The sequence below is a fragment of the Rhodococcus yunnanensis NBRC 103083 genome (assembly GCF_001895005.1).
Lineage (GTDB): Bacteria > Actinomycetota > Actinomycetes > Mycobacteriales > Mycobacteriaceae > Rhodococcoides > Rhodococcoides yunnanense.
The window spans coordinates 100,353-117,270 of sequence record NZ_BCXH01000004.1; the positions used below are offsets into that span (position 1 = coordinate 100,353).

Sequence of the window (16,918 nt, forward strand, 5' to 3'; positions counted from 1 at the left end):
CTGCGTCAGCCCAGGTTGCACTTCCGTGCGGTGTGATCGACTTGGTGAACCGTGGTTCCGAAGTATCGGGGACTCATGAAGTCGTACAAATTTATCCCGAGTTGTCCGCGCGCAGTACCGAACATGGTGCCGGCCAGGTCGGCGGATATGTGGCTGGAGTCCGACGACAGTCCTGAGGTGTCAGGGTTTTCCCTCGTGAAGAACATGTTCCACACAATCGGCTGGCCTGAACCGTCGAAGTTCCACACCGAGCGCATCTGGGCGATCTGCGGCAATCCTCTCCACGGGCTGCGCTGTTCGTATTCGTCGATGAGGTCCTCGTAGATCGCGCAGGTGAGACCACTGGCGTCGCTCGGGCCGGACGGTGGGCCGGTGCCGCGCATCAGCCAGGGAAAAGCAATGGGAACAAGGGTTTTCAGAAACGTCGTCTTCAACCCGTCGGACAGCGGTGAGATGACATCTGCGGGATTGGGCGGCAGTGCCCACCGACCTGCGTCGATTTCCGCCTTCGCCGCTGTGAGTTTGCCGTAGTCGGACACCATCACCAAGCCGACCGACGTGAAACCGTAGGTGGCAGCGCGCAAGGACTCCGAGAGTTGGGACGAGAGTTGGTCCGCGCGTACACGGATCTTGTTCGCGAGCGCCGAGTTTCCGCTGGGCCCGGTGAACGGGGCGACCAATCCCCAGATCGTGGATATCTGCCCCCACACAGCCTTCAACTCAGGAATGGCGAACGTAACGTAATTCATCACCGTGGACACGGATTTGAGGCCGTCGGCCACCACGTTGGGCCCGGGCGGGGGTGCCACCGTGTTCACGGCGTCGTCGCCGATCTTCTTGATGTTCAACATGGGATCGGTACCGCCGATGGACAGGGCTTGCTGCAGACCGACGTAGTAGTTTCGGACTTCGATGAACCCGCGGATCTCCTGGCGTAGCTGGGTCAGTGCGGTGTTGAATTGGTCCTCGGTGAAGGTCCTTTCCGGCCCAGCAGACGGATACGTGACCTGCGTGAGCGCAGTGTTGATCGGATCCCAGGATCCCAGAAAGTCGTTGCGATACTGGAATCGGACGTCGCACGCCGCGGAATCGGCTGTGGTGCAACCTCGGACACCTGCTCGCCAGCCGATGTACTGTTCTGCGGCGCGGTCGATGGCGGGGAAGGTCGGAGCAGATGTCGAACCACCCTGGTAAGGCGCCTGATACATGATCTTGCTCTGCAGGAGATCGACATCGCCGAGGGCCCCGGACGCCATCGGCCGATACGAGAAGTCGTGACTGCGCGTAAGCAACCCGACCGACGGTCCCGGCTTGCCCAGCAGCGTGCCGACCTCCAGCGGAGATGCGGATGGATCGGCGCTGCCGAGGAGGGTGTAGTCGCTGGTGCCGTTCAGATTGAGGAAGGCCAGGCGTGAGCCGCCCATACGAAGGATGGCGTCGGCTCCCTGTTGCCAACGTGCCGAGGGAACGGGTTTTCCGAAGCTCTGAACGAACACCAGATACGGACGGCCGGCGTTGTCCACTTCCTTCGACACTGCGTCGAGATCCGCGCTCAGTTCCTGATCGCCGACAGGGTTGCCGGTCACCACATTGGCGGAATAGGCGGGTTCGAGAGTCTGACTGTCGAACGCCTGGATACGGAAGCCGTCCGATCCTGGCGCGGTGGTCGGATAGGTACGGTCGCCGATCGCTACCGTCACGGTCGAACCGCTGCTCTTGTTGCTGGAGTACTCGACCGGTGCGGGCGGAGTGAAGTCGTACCAACCGCCTGCGATCGAGTTCCATCTGAGCAGTCCGGTGATATCGCCGCCTGCCCGATCGCCGGGCTCCACAGCGACACGGGTGTAGGCGACGCCTTCGACTGCGGCAGTTTTGCCGATCATCGAGAACGGTGCGCCGAATTCCATCCTGCCCAGGTCGTTCGTGCTCATCGGCGTCCCACCGAGTGCCCGAACGAGACGGCCGAGCGCGGGTTCGCGGCCAGCGTTGCGCACACCGTTGAATCCGCTGACGACGACGATCGTGTCGTTCTTGTTCTTGAAGTTGTCGACGATTCCGGTGAAGGAGTTCAGCCCGTTGACGTCGTTCGGCTGAGTGCCCGATTGGAGGAGCCCGCCGGTCTTCGCGTCGAGTACGGCGATGAGCAGGTTCTGGCGGTCGGTGGTAGCGGGCATGGCAACGCCGTTGACGACGATGGCGCCCTGAGGGTTGTCGGACAGCGTCTCGATCGGGATACCGAGAACCGATTCACCCCTGTTGGGGGACAGAAGCTGCAACCCGCCGTTGGGGGCGGTGGTGTCCGGTCCCGACGAGCCACTATCCGACGAACCTGTCCCGGACGAGCCCGTGTCGGAGGAGCCGGTGCCCGACGAGCCGGTCGACGGCAGTTCGAAACCCGGTATCGGAAAAGGGAGTTCCTGCGCGCTCGCAGTTCCTGTAGTTGTCACCGACAAAGCCGACGTGGCTATGACCAGTGCCAATGCCATGGCACGTGTGATGCGGGCTCGAGACACGAACGGCTCCTCGGATACAGCGACAGAGAGAAAAAGGGCGCACGTCAGTGGCAGGGTGGCTCGACCACCGACGCGTGAATACGCAGCCTAAAAAGCAAGTGCAATGTTTTTGCATGCGCGGCGCCACCCGATCCCTATGCAAAAACCTTGCACACGAGGACGACCCTGAGCCGACGCACTCGCGCCATGTCCGTCCCCGCGATACCGCGGTCGTCTCCTGTAAGGAAATGTCGATGATCTCTCGATTCCGAAGACTTGCCGCCGCAGCAGCGATCGGTGCCGCACTCTCCACCGGCGTGATTGTCCCTGCCGCCACGGCGTCGGCCGAGCCACTGGAGCTCACGGCACACATCCAACGCTTCAACATTCACATCAGGACCCCCGACGGAGGTGCGGGCGGCGCGCACTGCGTGAAGAACCAACCCTTCGGACGCGACGGCAGTCGGTGCAACGCCGGCGGGTACTTCGACGACAGCTCACCAGCCGGCTTCAGGAACGTAGCGGGCGGGGTCGTCTACGACAGTGACGGCAAGGGCGGCACGTACCTGCAGTTCTATACCGTCGACGGCCAGGTGTTGGAGGGAAACATTCCGGGTCGTGGTTCCGCCGACTTCACGATCGCGAACTTCGTGTCACCGGCCTTCGGAACCTTGGCGCGGGGTGGGCAGAAGCTCTCGCTGAACGTCGTGACCACGGACAACACTCAGACCACCGGAGACCGGTGGTTCGATTTCTATCTCAGTGGCAACCTGGTGGTCACCACGGTGGTCGGTAGCGATCAACCCGGAAGCATCTTCGACGACTTCCTGGATTCGATTCGAGGAGCATTCGGCAGCAGCGAGTGAACCGTTGCCGTGACTCCGGCCGACGGTCGACGACGAGCAAGATCCGAAAGCCGAATTCTCGTCGAAAAATGAACTCCTGGTTTGTTTCTCGCACACGGCCTGTGGATACGACGCTGTGCGATCCGCTGTGCTTACATTCATGGCATGACCGTCTCGGCCAGTACAACTGTCCATTTGGTCGGGGACCTGACAATTCGATGTGGAACGAGGGTGGTAGACCCGCGGACGATCGGTGGACCGCGATGCTCGGAGGTGCTTGCGTACCTCGTCGTTCATCGTCGGAGCGACGTGACGCTGGATGAATTGGCGTCCGTGATCTGGCCGGAGAATCGGCCGAAGTCGTGGAACGCAGCTGTGCGGAGCGTGATCTCGAAGGTGCGGCAGGCGCTGGAGGCAGCCTCCGTGTCGGGGGACAGCGTCAGGTCGCGTCGTGGGTATGTGCAGTTAGTGCTTCCCAGTTCGGTCACGGTGGATCTCGACGTCGTCCGCGAATCATGCCGGCCCGGAATCGAACCGATTCGAACTCGGGCGGACAGGGCGCACGACGCACACCGCCTACTCGCCGGTACCGTCCTGCGCGGTATGACAGGGGCGTGGGCCGACGACGTCCGGACCGAGTTCGAGTCCCTGCGAATCCGAGCACTCGACGTCGACGCCGCGGCCTCGATCGAACTGAAGGCGTTCGATCGTGCAGTCGGTTCTGCGGAGGCGCTCATCAGCCTCGACCCGTTGCACGAACGTGCCTATCGACACGCGATGCGCGGTTACATCGGATTGGGCGATCGTGCCCAGGCGCTCGACGTCGCCGCACGTTGCCGACGAGTACTGTCCATCGAACTCGGCATCGATCCGTCGGCAGAGACCGAAGAGCTGTTCCTGGACACACTTCGTCACCAGGTCCCGTCGCACTTCGGTCGGTCGGTGGCCGAGAGTCGACTCCCCCGAAACCGACGCTCGCCGATCGGGAGGGCACCGCAACTCGACGCCCTGGACACAGCATTCGCCGCGGCGGCGGATGGGGCGGGTCAATTCGTCGTGGTGACGGGGGACGCAGGCACCGGTAAGACAACCCTCGTTCTCGAAGCCCTCCGCCGCGCGCAGGGCCGCAACCTGGACGTGCTGTTCGGTCGATGCAGCGAAGATGCACTGGTCGCCTTCGAACCGTTCGTTGAAGCCGCCGGTCGCGAACTGGACGTGATGGGCGCCGCGAAGGCCAGAGAGTGGTTGGAGGAGAACGGCTCCGATATCCTTCGGCTGGTCCCCGGTGCGGCGAACCGCTTTCGGGACCTGATGCCCGACGAGTCGGCCGGTGACGACCGAGCGACGGTGGTGACTGCGGTCCACCGCTGGCTGACCGGTCCCAGTCGATCGGCGCCCACGGTCATCGTGATCGATGATGTGCAATGGGCATCGAGCACCACGCACGCACTCCTTCGCTACCTCGTACAAGCAGGCGTGACGAGCACGGTCTGCATCGTGGTCACCGTACGGGCCCAGTCCTTGCTGGATCCGGAGGTCAACAAGACTCTCAACACCGCCACGCGTCTCGGTGCCATCCATCGGATTGTGTTGGGAGAGCTCGACGTCGAACATGTGCGCGAGTTGGTTGCGATCCACAACTCGTCGCTCGATCCGGGTGCATTACACCATCGCACCGGTGGTCACCCGCTGTTCGTCTCCTCGATCCTCGAAGAGGCAGAGTCGATGTCCGACGGAGCCGCGCCCACATCCATTCTGGAATACGTTCGCCGAGTGGAACACTCTCTCAGTGAGAGCGCGCGATCGCTTCTGCAATTGATCGCGGTGACAGGACTTTCGACCTCCCGACGCGTCCTGCGCCGGGCATCACCGGAAGTCGACGACGCCGAATTCTTCGAGGCAGTGGACGAATTGGTGCATGCTCGCATGGTCAGCGTGGATGGGGACTCCGGCCGGCTTCCCGCAGTCACCCACGATCGCTACCCCGAAGGAGGGTCGTTCGACGACGACTCGATCGCGCTGCGGCATCCGTTGGTTCAGGAAGTCGTCTACTCCGGAATCGCGCACGGCAGGCGATCGGCGCTGCACTCGATCGTCGGTGACGCGTATGCCGATCCGCGGGACAGTGGAGACACCGAAACCGTTGCGCGCATTGCCTATCACTTCAGTCGTGGGTTGTCGGGTGATCAGCCGCGGGCCCGGTTGTACGCGCAGTTGGCCGGCGACAGCGCGTTCACCCTCGGGGCCTACGAGGATGCTCTCGTGCATTACACCCACGCCGTCGACCCGAGCGCGGACCCCGACAACGCCTGGCAGCAATGTCGGGCGTTGATCGGCCTCGGCCGTGCTCGTCGTGCGATACGGGATCCCGAGGCTCGTGCTTCGGCGCTGTCGGCTTTGGCCATAGCAGGCAGGCTCGGGGATCGTGGGCTGCAAGTCGAGGCGGTACTGGCCAGTGAACGTCACGGCATGATGTTCGTGCAGCACTACTCCGCCGATGAAGAGCGGGTGGCGATCATCGAAGCCATCTGCGGAGACATGGTTCGACTGCGGCAAGGAGATACAGCGGAGTACGCAATCCTGCTGTCTCAGATCGGTATCGAGCATGCGTGGGATGCCGACTACGCGAGGAGCGCGCAGCGCATCACCCGAGCCGCCGACATTGCCAGAAGTCTCGGCGACGGCCCTTTGCTTGCCCGGGTGAGTGTCGCTGCGCTGATCGGATTGCGGGTGCCTCACAGCAGCGATGTCACGTCCGTCGCCCTCCAGGATCTCGACAACTTGATCACTGCGCGCGCCGAGGTTCTACGAGATGTGACGACGACGGTGTGGCTGATGCGAGCGCGGCTCGAAGCGGGAGATCTGGCCGGGGCAAGCGCGACTCTCGACACCATCACCGATGCTCACATCGACGGTGATCCCGAACTGGAATGGTTGACGAACTACGGTCGGATGGGGTTGGATCTGGCTGCTGGACAGCTGATTCGGAGCGAAGCGCATTTGGCGCGAATACGATCGATTCCGCCTTCTCCCACCGACCTCGGCTATTACGGGCGACTACTGCCCGCGGTCACCGCTCTCGGCACGCTGCGGGGGGACCTGCAGGAGATCGTGAACCAATCGGACTCCATGGCAGCCAATTTCGACGCCAACTCGGCCCTGCGCCCGGCGCTGGCCGTCGCGTTCGTCGATGTCGGAGATCGAGCCGGCGCAGCAGAACTGTTGGATTGGTACACCCCGGAGCGTGTGAGCCGGATCCCGATCGATCCGATGTGGTTGTCCACACTCACTCTCATCGGCCGGGCCGCAGCCCAGTTGTCGTACGCCGACCTCTGCCGACTCGTCTACTCACAGCTGAGCGATCACGCGGATTGCACGGTGTTGACGTGGGCCAGCATCTACGGCGTCGTGCATCATCATCTTGCGCATCTCGCACTGGGTTTCGGAGACCTCGCTCGGGCCGAGTACCACGTCACCGACGCGGTACAGATGCACTGCGACAGGGGATTTGCCGCGTGGGCACTCGAGTCGGAACTCCTCGGCCTCCAGATCGCACTCGCCCGAGGCGCAGGCCTCGACCCGGCCCGAGTCGAGGACATCCGTTGCCGTGCACAGGCCATCGGAGCAACCGCGACCACGCGCAGGCTCGACTCGTTGATGTCGTGAGCTGACCCTCGCGGCGCCGCTCGAGCTCAGATCTGCCGAGCCAGCATACCGAGATCGCGCACACTCTCCGCAGTCTCGACGATGGTCGTCTCGACCGGCCGCGGCCGCCACCCGAGCTCACGCTTGGCCCGGTCGTTGTGGATGGTCAGCGGCGTCGGGTCGTCGCCGGGTACTTCGTGCGTCGGGACGCGAGAGGCGAGAGCACCGAGGCGTTCGCGGAGAACGTTCGCAACTCCGAGGAACGAGATCGTCGGCCCGTCCGCGAGTGCGAGGTACCGCTTCCCGGCCGCCTCGGGGGTGGTCATCGCAGTGATGTGGAGTTCGGCGACGTCACGGACGTCGGCGATTCCGAACAGCTGCTTCGGGGCGGACTCCATCGTGCCGTCGAGCATGGCCACGAATAGTTCCAGGGACGACCGCGCCGCAGTGGTGAGCGTGGGACCAGCAATCCACGTGGGGTTGATGACGACGAGTTCGGTTCCCGATCCTTCGTGTTCGATGAAGGCGGCTTCTCTTGGGGTCCGACCTTCCCGCGTGCTCAATCTCGTATTTCTCCGCAGCTCAGGTCTTGCCCAGGTGGACTGTAGCCGTGAAACAGGTGTTGCACGAAGAGCGATCACGTTCCGTCCGACTGATGTCGCCGCGGCGATTCGGCGCAAGCTGTCGCGATCCACCGAGGGCTTCAGGTACACGTCGAAAAAGCGGGCCGCGGCTTCCCTCCGCGACCCGCTAACCGATCATATCGAAAATCGAACATACGTGCGAGCAAGAAGCAGGAGGCGCCGGTCCACCTGAAACGAACTTGATCAACCGAATGGCGTGCTGCGGATCACCGAGTTGCGCAGGACGCGAAGAACGACCCTACGTGTGCCGCCAACCGGTGACCACGTCGACCCACATCAAGAGTCTCGCCTGTACGTCACCCGGCGCTCAGAAAATATTGAGCCGCCGAGGTTGACGCATAGTAATTGGTCAAGCCGTGCCACTACCACCGTCAACGTCCCGGAATGATCAGACATAGCTGGCTTTCCTGCGGCGCCTGATCACCCGTCCCTTCGCAACCGCCTAAAGTAGATCCAGGTTGGGCCGGTACTGGTTCGAGTCCGGGCCGGTAATTTTCGGACGTAACTGCATCCGAGTAGCGGTTGGTTTCGGAGTTTAAGGGCGATGGCGCTGTACGTGGCCATAACAGGACCACCGAAACTCCAACCAAAACAAGAGCGCTCAAACAGAGAACCCATCGCACTGTCGTCGACATACTCATCCGAATTCCTACCTACGGCGTTCTAGTCAGCGAGTCCGGGCGATGGAAATCCGCCTAGCCCGCTGTCGATGCGACTGAGTCATTCAGTCAAATTCCTAGAATTTGACTGCAATCACAATCCAAATTCTACTCATAATTGCCAAAACCTTGAAAAACACCGCCATGACCAGTTTCTTCGTAAAACTCTGAAAAATCCATATTACCTTGAGACAGATTATTTTCTACGGATGCAAGATACTGCGGTGGCACCCGAAAACTCCGTAACTTACTCCGATTATCAAGGATTCTATTTTCGACCACTAGAATTAGTGAGTCCTTCTCAAGGATCGCCCTCTCGTCGGCAATCAGAACGAAAAAAGGCGGAGGCCCGGCTGATTCCGCAAGCTCCTCCACCGTGAGACCGGAGAAGGTTTCGTCGTCGACAACTTGCAGATTTGCAGCAGACTCCGTGCCGCTGACGTCAGAGGGTGCCTGCGCTGCTTCTAACGTGGCCCGCCATGCGTCATCATCTCCAAACCAGGTCCGAACCATCAGCGTGCCGTACCCATTTGGAGCAGGAAGCTGTCGAGACATCAATACACCTAACTTGACGTTGAAAGTTGAGCGTAACCACTCAGGAGTGAAACTATCGTCCCTATGGTCATTCGTAGACAGTACGCGTTCGCAACCGGTCTAATGACCTCCGCGGTAGCTTTGGCCATGTCCGGGTGTACCAGCGCAGCGGAGGAGGTGGTTGTCATCAACCCCGCACAGCCGACGATCCAGGCGCCCAGCAGCGCTACTGCGCCGAGGGCCGCGGACCTGCATGCCGTGTTGGAAAACAGCGAGTTCCGGTCCCGCCTTACCTCAACTCGGTGGCAAACATTCATTATCGACGAGTTGGCCACAGTAGCGCGAGAGCAGTGTACGCGGGCATCCGAGGGGGCCTCCGCCCCGGACATTCGCGAGCAAATCCGCAGCCATCCGGGAGGAAACGATGCGGAGGTGGAAGATTTCTTCGCGGCTGCGATTAAATCCTATTGCCCTGATCTCTATCCAGAGCTCATCGAATGACATCTGCTGGGCAGACGGTTGATGCTCCAGTAGGCGGAGGCGACCTCCACCATTTCCCTCTCAGCCAGCAATTTACCTGACTGGTAGGTGATGGAGGTCGCCTGCTCACATTCTCCGGTTGATCATTTCTACAGGCAAATGGCGCGGCCCTGAGTCTCGGCCAGAGCCGGTGGTGTGGGTCACACCTCCCCGTTCACCAGGAGAATGTGCCGTCTTCACGCTGCGCCATCACAAAGAACGCATCGCCGTCCAACAGCCTCATCATGTTGTACGCCGCGCTCATTTTCCCGCCCTGGCTGTCATTTGCGGACTTCAGCACCGTTCGTGTCGAGTAGTTGCTCGAAAGCGATGCGCCTTGGTAAGTGCTAGCCATTGGGTATTCGTCGCAACTGAAAGGCGCTCCAGGTGGGTTAGGGCAGGCGGTGTTGCGGTTCGCGTCGATCGTAGTCTCGTCGGTAAGGCGCGTCAGGGGACTGTTGGGAAATGCGCCGGGGTTACCAGGAAGATCGGTCTGGGCATCGAAAACATGTTCTGAAACCGTCTTGATGGTGGGATTAGTCAATGGGCTGAACAAAACGCCGGCAAATGCCTTGTTGTTGACGCAAGCGGCGCCGACATTCATCGTGTCGCAACGACCTTCGAGGTCATCGAATTCAGCAGACCATGGCGTAGCAGGACCGTGCAGCATTTTTGCTCCGATCAACCCACGCATCTGGTAGACCTCTCCGCGTGCGCCCGCAGCGCTATCGACCAGTTTTTGGTCCCATGTAACTTCCGTGATGTCGCCGACTTGAAGTTTATGTGTGTCGCCGTTGCCTCCCCCAGTGGTTTCGCACAACTGGCTGGATTCACATCCCGTTGACAAAATGAAGTCCGTAGGTTTCGCGAGCATGGAGCCTTGGGCGTAGGTAGCTTCGATGCGCGTACCCAGCTTCCATGAAGGAATGTTCTGGTTTCCAAAATTGGTTGCTGCGGTGAAGATAGACCAATTCGCTGCCTTGTAGAGGACGTGTCCGGTCTCGTAGCGCCTACCGTTGACGGTTTCGTAGCGAGTGACCTTACCGTCATAGTTTGCGCACGAAATTGTGCGTTCGATGTTCTTCATGCCGCTCTCGATGCAAACCGAGGGCTGCCCGGGAATGTCGGCTCGTCTGGCCTGTGATCCGGGGTTGTCATCGTCGTAGATGGGAATGAGGTCTCGCGATGTAGGCATACCCTCTGCGAGAGTTTCCTGCATCGTAACTTCGTACTCAGTTCGGCCTGCTACCTCTTCGAGCGGTGGCCAACTGATCTTGCCGTTCTGAAAGTTTTGCTCGAACGTGCCTGGACCGGTATCGGCTTGATCGCCGGTGGGGTATCCGTGGATTCCCTGCTCGTAGCCTTCTGAGGCCCACAGGTCGAGGATGGGCAGTGTTACCGGATGGGCACCGTGGCTTGGATGCCAATAGATGACGCCGTTCTGGAACCGTGCCATCTGCCCCTGACTGTTGGGGAGCGATCGTTTGTGGTCTTCGGTGATATATCCGAGGAAGCTGCTGCCGGGTGTGAGTCCGCCGACGGAGTTGTATTTGTCGCGTAGTGGACCGTTCTGGATGGCGGAGCCGATGGCGTTCTGGAAGGCCACGTAGATTGCGCCCTGCTGGAATTCTTGTCGGCGTCCACCATCGGGAAGCACGATTTCGTCGGTGGTGGGGTACTTCAGCCATCCGGCTTCGTACTGGTGGTTGCCCCAGCGGTTAAGGAAGCTGTTGACGACTGGGTGTGCGCCGCTTGCCTGGGACCAGTAGATGGGGCCGTTGAGGAACGTAACGCGTTCACCGGTATTGCCGGGATTGACGATGTTTCCACTGGACGGGTAGGACAAGAAGCTTCCCGGGCCGCCGAGGGAATCGTACTTGGCTTTGATTTCACCGCACACGTTGTACCAGGACGGCCAGTAAATCTGGCAGGCCGTCGCGTTTCGAGACATCCTGAGGCGTGCTTCGGCGACCTCGGCCTTGTCAGCGTCTTCCTTGGTGAACGGGGCCGGGACTTCTTCCCGGTCCGAGCGCATCTGTCCAGGGACGATTGTGGCCTTAGGATTCTCGGTCGGAGTCCAGTCGGGATCCGGTTCTGCGGTTTTCGACGACAGTTCTTCGTCAGTCGGGGCGACCGGTTCGTCCGCGGCTGGCGCCGGCAGAGGGGTCAGAGCAGGCGACTCCACGTTATCTAGTGCTGGAGCCTGTTCCACTGTCGGAGCGGTCGACTCAGCGGTCTGCGCAGGTGCTGCAATTGAAGTGGTTTCTTGCGGCATGGCCGGGACAGTGTCGCATGTCGGCGGCACAACAGCAGTAATAATCGGCGCCGTTGTGGTCGGTGAAGCAGTCGGTGTAGTCGTCGGCACTGTGGTCGATGCCGCCGCACAGGGATCAACCATCGCGGGTGCGAGTTCGGAGGGCGCCGCATCAGGAACACCCGACGGCGTCGGCACAGGAATTGTCGACGGCTGCGCTAGAGCACCCGCCGTGCCGGAGATCAACATCAGCGCTACGGCACTCACCGTAACCAGCGACCGAGATGTCGAGCGAAATCGTCTCCTACGCAGCGACGCAGGAGGTTTCAGAGAAATCGTCATGAACTTCCTTCAGAGTGAAGTGATCGATTCCAAACCAGGAACCGCAGACAGCATCTTCACTGAAACCTCACAGGTTCACAACAGAAACCAAAAACACATTTCGGCCAAAACCGTCAAAACGCAAGAACAGCGGCTAGGTTAAAAACCGTCCTTCTGGTTTGTATTGGACGAGTCCAGGATCCGCCTTGTTTATTGGCGGTAAAGCACTGCAACTCAACGCTTTTCGAGATTAGAAGTGTCGCAAGTCACAGGAGGGTCGGGTGCAACACCTGCGCAGTGCGCTGATACCGTTCCGCCCTGAGCCATCCAGCTCGATATCCACGGACGCTATGTGCGTCGGAACCGTAACGGTGAAACCCCCTCGTAGAACGGATGTTTCATGCCCAGATCAGTTTTTCGCCACGCAGTCCGCACCCTTGTCGTCGCGGGTACCCTCGGCGGGGCTGCCCTGACGGGGTTAGGTTCAGCACAAGCTGAACCCACACCCGCACCCGCGTTCGGATCGGCAGCCGTAGTTCCGGCAGCTGCAGATTGCCAAACTTTCTGGCCGTCGGTTCACAAGGTGTGCGGTGAAATCCGTGATCTCTACGTCAGCCTCGGTGGGCCCACCAGCGCGCTGTCCTTTCCTGCCGGACCTGAGGTCACCAACCCGGACGGCAGCAAGTACAGCACCTTCCTGGGCGGAACCATCTACTGGTCACCGTCCACCGGTGCATACGTCGGCTGACCAATAGTCAAAACCCATATCTGCAGGCGATCTACCTGTTGATCTGGCCGAAGAGCTCTCGGTTGGCTCCCCGTGCTGCGTGGAGTTCGGCATCTCGTTCAGCGAGTGCGTCTTTCAGGGACCCAACGTACTGTTCGAGTTCGTCGACGCGCCGTTGCAGCTGGTCGATGTCCAGCGGTGCTCCGAGACCTGATTCGCGCCAGGCCTGTTCACCAAGCAGTTCGGACAGCCGACGTTCGAGCCGACCGGTGTGAGCGGTCATCCGGGCGATGGTGTGTCGTGCGTTGGCGACGTCGGCTTTGAGGGACTGCCTGGTGACGGGCACAGCCCCGTCGACACTCGTGGGCGGGGGTTCGAGTTGTGCTGCGTGGATCTGCGCGAGTAGATCCACGTGTCGGTACAGGAATGAGCGGTCGACACCTGCCGCTCGTGCGATCGCCGACACGGAGATCTCTGCCCCGGCGGCCGTTTCGGCGCGGAGAGCTTTCATGACACGCTCTCTGCGCCGCATCGAGTCTGATCGACGTCCGTCTGCTACCGCCGTCGGCGGTGTGGCGTCAGGCATCGATGCCTCGGTCCAAGCGAGGCGCCTCGGATCGTAGCCGCGGGATTCCGAGGCCGACGGCCCTGTTGCGGGCTTTGCGGACCAAGGTGACGGCTTGTTCTATCTGTGCCTGTTCGTCAGCGGACAGTGCGTCGGTTTCGGCGTTGATACGTGAGATGAGATGGCGGATACGCGTGATCTCCTGGTCGGATGGGGTGGCTTCGGTTTTCGCCCAGTCGTCGGCGTCGAGGGCGCTTCGGAGTCGTTCGCGGCTGCGTAGAAGGTCTGCGAGGTAGGCCTCGAGGTCGGGCAGGTACGACACGTCGGTGGCGAAGTGGGCACATCCGATGCAGCGGCATCGAATTGGGCAGTCACCGCCGCCGGCGGCGACGTTGCTGGGTTCACTACAAGTTCCGTAGGGGACTGCAACCTGCCCGACTGCCCGGCGAACGTGTTCGGAATCGAGGAGCGCTTTGGCTTCGTGCCAGATCTTGGTGCCGTGACGGTCGAAGTGCATGGTCGTCAGTCGATCGACTGCGTTGCGGCGTCGTTCCTCGCCGACTCGGTAGTAGCCCTGGGTGGTCCCGGTGCTGCGATGGTCCATGAGTTCGGCGAGGACATCGATTCCGACTCCGGCGTCGGCGTGCCGTTGGCAGTAGGTGTGCCGGTAGGCGTAGAGGAAGACCTTCGCCATGTCGAAGGGCCGCAGCGTCGCCGGCTCGACGCGGCCGATCTCGTCGATCGTCGGCAACATGACCTCGGGCAGTGTCGATACCCATACGCGGTGCAACCGTGCGACCCAGTTGTCCCTGACGCATTTCGTTCCGAAAGGATTTTTGGTCGTGCGTGGAAGCAGTTTCAGCGAGCTGGCCGGCTCATCCGGGTAGAGCTTTCGCACGCGCTGTTGTTGGCGCACGATGACCTCGGCGGTCGATTCTGTGATGGGGAGGCGCCGCCCCAGCCTGTTGGCTTTGATGTTGTCGTAGATCAACACCGGTTTTCCATTTCCATCGCGTTCGAGGCAATCGAACCTGAGGTGGCAGATTTCGTCCGGTCGCCGACCTGTGTCCATCGACAGCTCGACCGCGACCCGCACTTCGGGAACGAACATCTCATCGAGTGTGTGCAGGTGCGCGCAGAGATGCCGCATGACTTCCGCCGGTAAGTCCCTGCCTAGCGGATCGGCGCGCGTTGTAGTGGGGATGTCTTCTTCGTTGAGGGCGAAGTCACTGGGCAGACCTGCCATCGGACCACCGGGCCGAGTCAGCCCCATGGACCTCATACGAGTCAAGACGCGGCGCACCGACCCGAGCGTCGCGATCCGGGCACCGGTGGTTACTGCGCCGCTGGCGTGCTGGAACGCCATTCGGTTCATGAAGCCGGCGATGTCGCTTCTCGACAGCAGTCCCGGCGACAATCCTCGATCGCCCGGGCGCTGAATTCGCAGACTGTCCGACAGCGCGGCCATCGATCGGATCTCCAACCGAATGCTGTCTTTGCTGTGTAGCGATCCTCGCCTGCGCGGCAGATCGTTGTACGCCCAGACTTTGACGGCGTCGCGGAGCCACGGCTGGGAGATCGCGTCGAAACGAATAGTCCCGGTGAGTCCGAAGACGCTGACATCCCAGATGTCCTTATGCCGTTCGGTCTCCGGAGTGATGCGCGAACGGCGGATCTCGTTGACGACGTTCGAGCACACGATCTTCACGGCCTGGGGAAGCACCGAGGTGTCGACCTGCTCGACCGTAGAGAATTGTTGTCGCACAATATGATCGACCAAAGGCCTGAACTGGCAGGTGCGAGTGCGCGCACCTGCCAGGGTGCGTTGTTGCAGGCCGAACTACAACTCGGCGACCACACGATCGGGAAGCCCACGCAGGCTGATTTCGTAGCCGACTGGTATCGCCGGTGTCCTGGTGCGGAACGTCGCTTCGACTGTCTTCGCGTGACCGGACCTTTCGTGGGTCTGGCGATCTCCTCGGACAGTGCGCCACAGCATGAGGTGATTGGGACAGTACGGGCTCACCGAGCTGTGCCGGTCGCGGGTGCATGCCGCTACCGCGCACGTGCCGTGAGAGGCCAGCGGCTTCAGATCCGGGCGGGCGAGGAAGTCATCGAGTGGCACTTTCAAGGTCTTGGTGCGTAGGTAATGGTGGGAGGCGCAGATGCGGTGGGTCTTGGAGTGTTGGGGGCGAGCACATCCGGGTACTACGCACAGCACGTACGCCATGGATCTGCTCGGCGGCCGCTCGATAACCGCGAACGCTTCGAGATCCGGTTCGCCCGCTTTCCGCCATCGGACGGTGCACGACTGACACAGTCCAATGCGCTTGTTGTGCATGAGAATCGTGCATGTGGTGACCACACACTCCTTACCGCCGAGCACGGGATGATATTTCGGAAAGAGGACCACCTTGAACTCGTCGGACCATCCCACCTCGGAAAGAAACTTCGTGGTGGTCAACGACCGCAATTCCGTGATCACCGCGTCGTCGTCCCCGAACTCGCTGAATGTGCTGGCGGGCCACCGCGTGGTCATGACAGACCCTCGAACAGTTCGCGAGGAGCCGGGACTCGCTCGACGGCGCCTCTGAGCCGATCTGTGGTCGGATGCAGGTACGGGTCTGCCGATGTCGCGAACCGGTGTCCGAGCAGCCCCTGGATCTGGTCGGCCAAAGCACCGGAATCAGCGAGGTTGCTCGCGAACGCGTGGCGGCATTGATGCGGGGAGATGTTGCGCGGTAACTGCGCTCGCCGGCTCAACGAGTAGAAGAGTTCGTTGATCGCGCCGAGTTTCATCGGTGCACCCAGCGGGGCACGAAACAGGTTGACCAGCAACATGTCACAGTCTGCGGCCGCGGGCTGTTCCGCGCGCTCGTAGACATACAGGTCAAGTGCCATCACCGTCGGGAAGTCCAGCGGGACAAGTCTCGGACGTCGGGACTTCGCCATCGCGCTGTTGGGGTTGGCGCGCCTGACGACATGCAGATGAGCGCCGCGGACGCGGCAGTCAAGGCTGGTGTTGTCCGGCAGCAGGTGCAAGTCACTGCGACGGACGCCGACCAGTTCACCTCGCCGCAGCCCGCCGCGCGCAAGTAGTAGAATGATGAACCGATCCCGCGCCGACAGGCAGGCCTTGAACAAGGCAAGCAGTTCCATGTCGCTGGCGCGGTCGACTGCGGTTTCGGGTTCTCGCAGACTGTGACGCGCCTTCAGACGCACAACCAGCGCACTGGCCTCCCCCATCGCCGCCACAGGCACGTCGCGGCTGTCGGCCAGCTCGTAGATCTGCGCGAGCGTGTCTCGCGGTGCTTCGCCTGCCAGTACTGCGAACCACAGGAAACCGCGCGTTGCGACCAGAACCTTGTTGATCCGTCCTGGGCTGCGTGCCGGTTCGGCTCCCGGCCCCGACAGCACTCGTCCGCCGTCGGCGCGAGTGTATTGCAGCCATAGAACGAAGCTTGTGAGATCTGCCGCAGCGGAGCGCCATTCACGTCCGCTCTTCGTGCACCACCTGAAGAACAGTGCGACGCTCTCCGCGTATGCCTTCGTCGTCGACTCCGCGCGATCTTTCCCGAACCTCAGCTCCCGCAGGTAGCGGTCGGCCACAGCTTCGGCCACGTAATCACCGTCGATGACGGTCCAGTAACTGGCTCCGGACGGCATGCGAATCTTGAACGCTCTGAACACAATCGCTCCTGTTCTCAGTCACT

At 61.4% G+C, this 16,918-nt stretch carries 13 protein-coding genes; 5 read left to right on the forward strand and 8 right to left on the reverse strand.

Features of this window, described 5'->3' with window-relative positions:
* Nucleotides 1-5: 5 nt before the first annotated feature.
* Entirely contained in the window at nucleotides 6-2,513 is a 2,508-nt protein-coding gene (locus RY1_RS08740; RefSeq protein ID WP_139279780.1) for a hypothetical protein, read from the reverse strand.
* A 233-nt stretch (nucleotides 2,514-2,746) separates the two neighbouring features.
* On the opposite strand from RY1_RS08740, the gene RY1_RS08745 reads away from it, so the two are divergent.
* Nucleotides 2,747-3,358 (forward strand): hypothetical protein, encoded by a 612-nt coding sequence (locus RY1_RS08745; protein ID WP_139279781.1) that lies wholly within the window; start codon nucleotides 2,747-2,749, stop codon nucleotides 3,356-3,358.
* Nucleotides 3,359-3,646: 288 nt separating this feature from the next.
* Complete coding sequence (locus RY1_RS08750; protein ID WP_169914611.1) at nucleotides 3,647-7,003, forward strand: ATP-binding protein; 3,357 nt, start codon at nucleotides 3,647-3,649, stop codon at nucleotides 7,001-7,003.
* Between the two features lie 26 nt (nucleotides 7,004-7,029).
* On the opposite strand, the gene RY1_RS08755 is transcribed toward RY1_RS08750, so the two are convergent.
* Nucleotides 7,030-7,545, reverse strand: a complete 516-nt coding sequence (locus RY1_RS08755; protein WP_139279782.1) for a Rossmann-fold NAD(P)-binding domain-containing protein — start codon at nucleotides 7,543-7,545, stop codon at nucleotides 7,030-7,032.
* Nucleotides 7,546-8,393: 848 nt separating this feature from the next.
* Nucleotides 8,394-8,840 (reverse strand): DUF6924 domain-containing protein, encoded by a 447-nt coding sequence (locus RY1_RS29635; RefSeq protein ID WP_072803159.1) that lies wholly within the window; start codon nucleotides 8,838-8,840, stop codon nucleotides 8,394-8,396.
* Between the two features lie 126 nt (nucleotides 8,841-8,966).
* Between RY1_RS29635 and RY1_RS30975 the strand changes: the two genes are divergently transcribed.
* Nucleotides 8,967-9,320, forward strand: a complete 354-nt coding sequence (locus tag RY1_RS30975) for a DUF732 domain-containing protein (protein WP_371829461.1) — start codon at nucleotides 8,967-8,969, stop codon at nucleotides 9,318-9,320.
* A 193-nt stretch (nucleotides 9,321-9,513) separates the two neighbouring features.
* On the opposite strand, the gene RY1_RS08770 is transcribed toward RY1_RS30975, so the two are convergent.
* Nucleotides 9,514-11,613, reverse strand: a complete 2,100-nt coding sequence (locus tag RY1_RS08770; protein ID WP_139279783.1) for a NucA/NucB deoxyribonuclease domain-containing protein — start codon at nucleotides 11,611-11,613, stop codon at nucleotides 9,514-9,516.
* Here RY1_RS08770 and RY1_RS08775 point away from each other — a divergent pair.
* Together RY1_RS08775 and RY1_RS29340 are read left to right on the forward strand one after the other, a co-directional pair.
* On the forward strand, nucleotides 11,612-12,076 hold the full coding sequence (locus RY1_RS08775; protein WP_139279784.1) for a hypothetical protein: 465 nt from the start codon (nucleotides 11,612-11,614) through the stop codon (nucleotides 12,074-12,076). The genes RY1_RS08770 and RY1_RS08775 overlap by 2 nt on opposite strands.
* A gap of 237 nt (nucleotides 12,077-12,313) precedes the next feature.
* Complete coding sequence (locus RY1_RS29340; RefSeq protein ID WP_084727270.1) at nucleotides 12,314-12,661, forward strand: LGFP repeat-containing protein; 348 nt, start codon at nucleotides 12,314-12,316, stop codon at nucleotides 12,659-12,661.
* A gap of 31 nt (nucleotides 12,662-12,692) precedes the next feature.
* On the opposite strand, the gene RY1_RS08785 is transcribed toward RY1_RS29340, so the two are convergent.
* The 4 genes from RY1_RS08785 to RY1_RS08800 all read right to left on the reverse strand — a co-directional run bounded on the left by RY1_RS08785 (nucleotide 12,693) and on the right by RY1_RS08800 (nucleotide 16,895).
* Nucleotides 12,693-13,226 carry a DUF6262 family protein gene (locus RY1_RS08785; protein ID WP_072803163.1) on the reverse strand — a complete coding sequence of 178 codons (534 nt, stop codon included), beginning with the start codon at nucleotides 13,224-13,226 and terminating at the stop codon, nucleotides 12,693-12,695.
* Entirely contained in the window at nucleotides 13,219-14,970 is a 1,752-nt protein-coding gene (locus RY1_RS30540; protein WP_245819563.1) for a tyrosine-type recombinase/integrase, read from the reverse strand. Before RY1_RS30540 ends, RY1_RS08785 begins: the two co-directional genes overlap by 8 nt.
* Before the next feature lie 75 nt (nucleotides 14,971-15,045).
* Nucleotides 15,046-15,744: a hypothetical protein gene (locus RY1_RS08795; RefSeq protein ID WP_072803164.1), complete on the reverse strand. Its 699-nt coding sequence runs from the start codon at nucleotides 15,742-15,744 to the stop codon at nucleotides 15,046-15,048.
* Nucleotides 15,741-16,895, reverse strand: coding sequence for a tyrosine-type recombinase/integrase (locus RY1_RS08800; RefSeq protein ID WP_306305352.1), 1,155 nt, complete (start codon nucleotides 16,893-16,895; stop codon nucleotides 15,741-15,743). Before RY1_RS08800 ends, RY1_RS08795 begins: the two co-directional genes overlap by 4 nt.
* Nucleotides 16,896-16,918 lie beyond the last annotated feature (23 nt).

Excerpts from the sequence above, each read along its gene's own strand:
- RY1_RS08745 (WP_139279781.1), top strand. The coding sequence starts at position 2,747 with ATGATCTCTCGATTCCGAAGACTTGCCGCCGCAGCAGCGATCGGTGCC.
- RY1_RS29635 (WP_072803159.1), bottom strand. The coding sequence starts at position 8,840 with ATGTCTCGACAGCTTCCTGCTCCAAATGGGTACGGCACGCTGATGGTT.
- RY1_RS30975 (WP_371829461.1), top strand. The coding sequence starts at position 8,967 with ATGTCCGGGTGTACCAGCGCAGCGGAGGAGGTGGTTGTCATCAACCCC.
- RY1_RS08775 (WP_139279784.1), top strand. The coding sequence starts at position 11,612 with ATGGCCGGGACAGTGTCGCATGTCGGCGGCACAACAGCAGTAATAATC.
- RY1_RS08770 (WP_139279783.1), bottom strand. The coding sequence starts at position 11,613 with ATGCCGCAAGAAACCACTTCAATTGCAGCACCTGCGCAGACCGCTGAG.
- RY1_RS29340 (WP_084727270.1), top strand. The coding sequence starts at position 12,314 with ATGCCCAGATCAGTTTTTCGCCACGCAGTCCGCACCCTTGTCGTCGCG.
- RY1_RS08785 (WP_072803163.1), bottom strand. The coding sequence starts at position 13,226 with ATGCCTGACGCCACACCGCCGACGGCGGTAGCAGACGGACGTCGATCA.
- RY1_RS08795 (WP_072803164.1), bottom strand. The coding sequence starts at position 15,744 with ATGACCACGCGGTGGCCCGCCAGCACATTCAGCGAGTTCGGGGACGAC.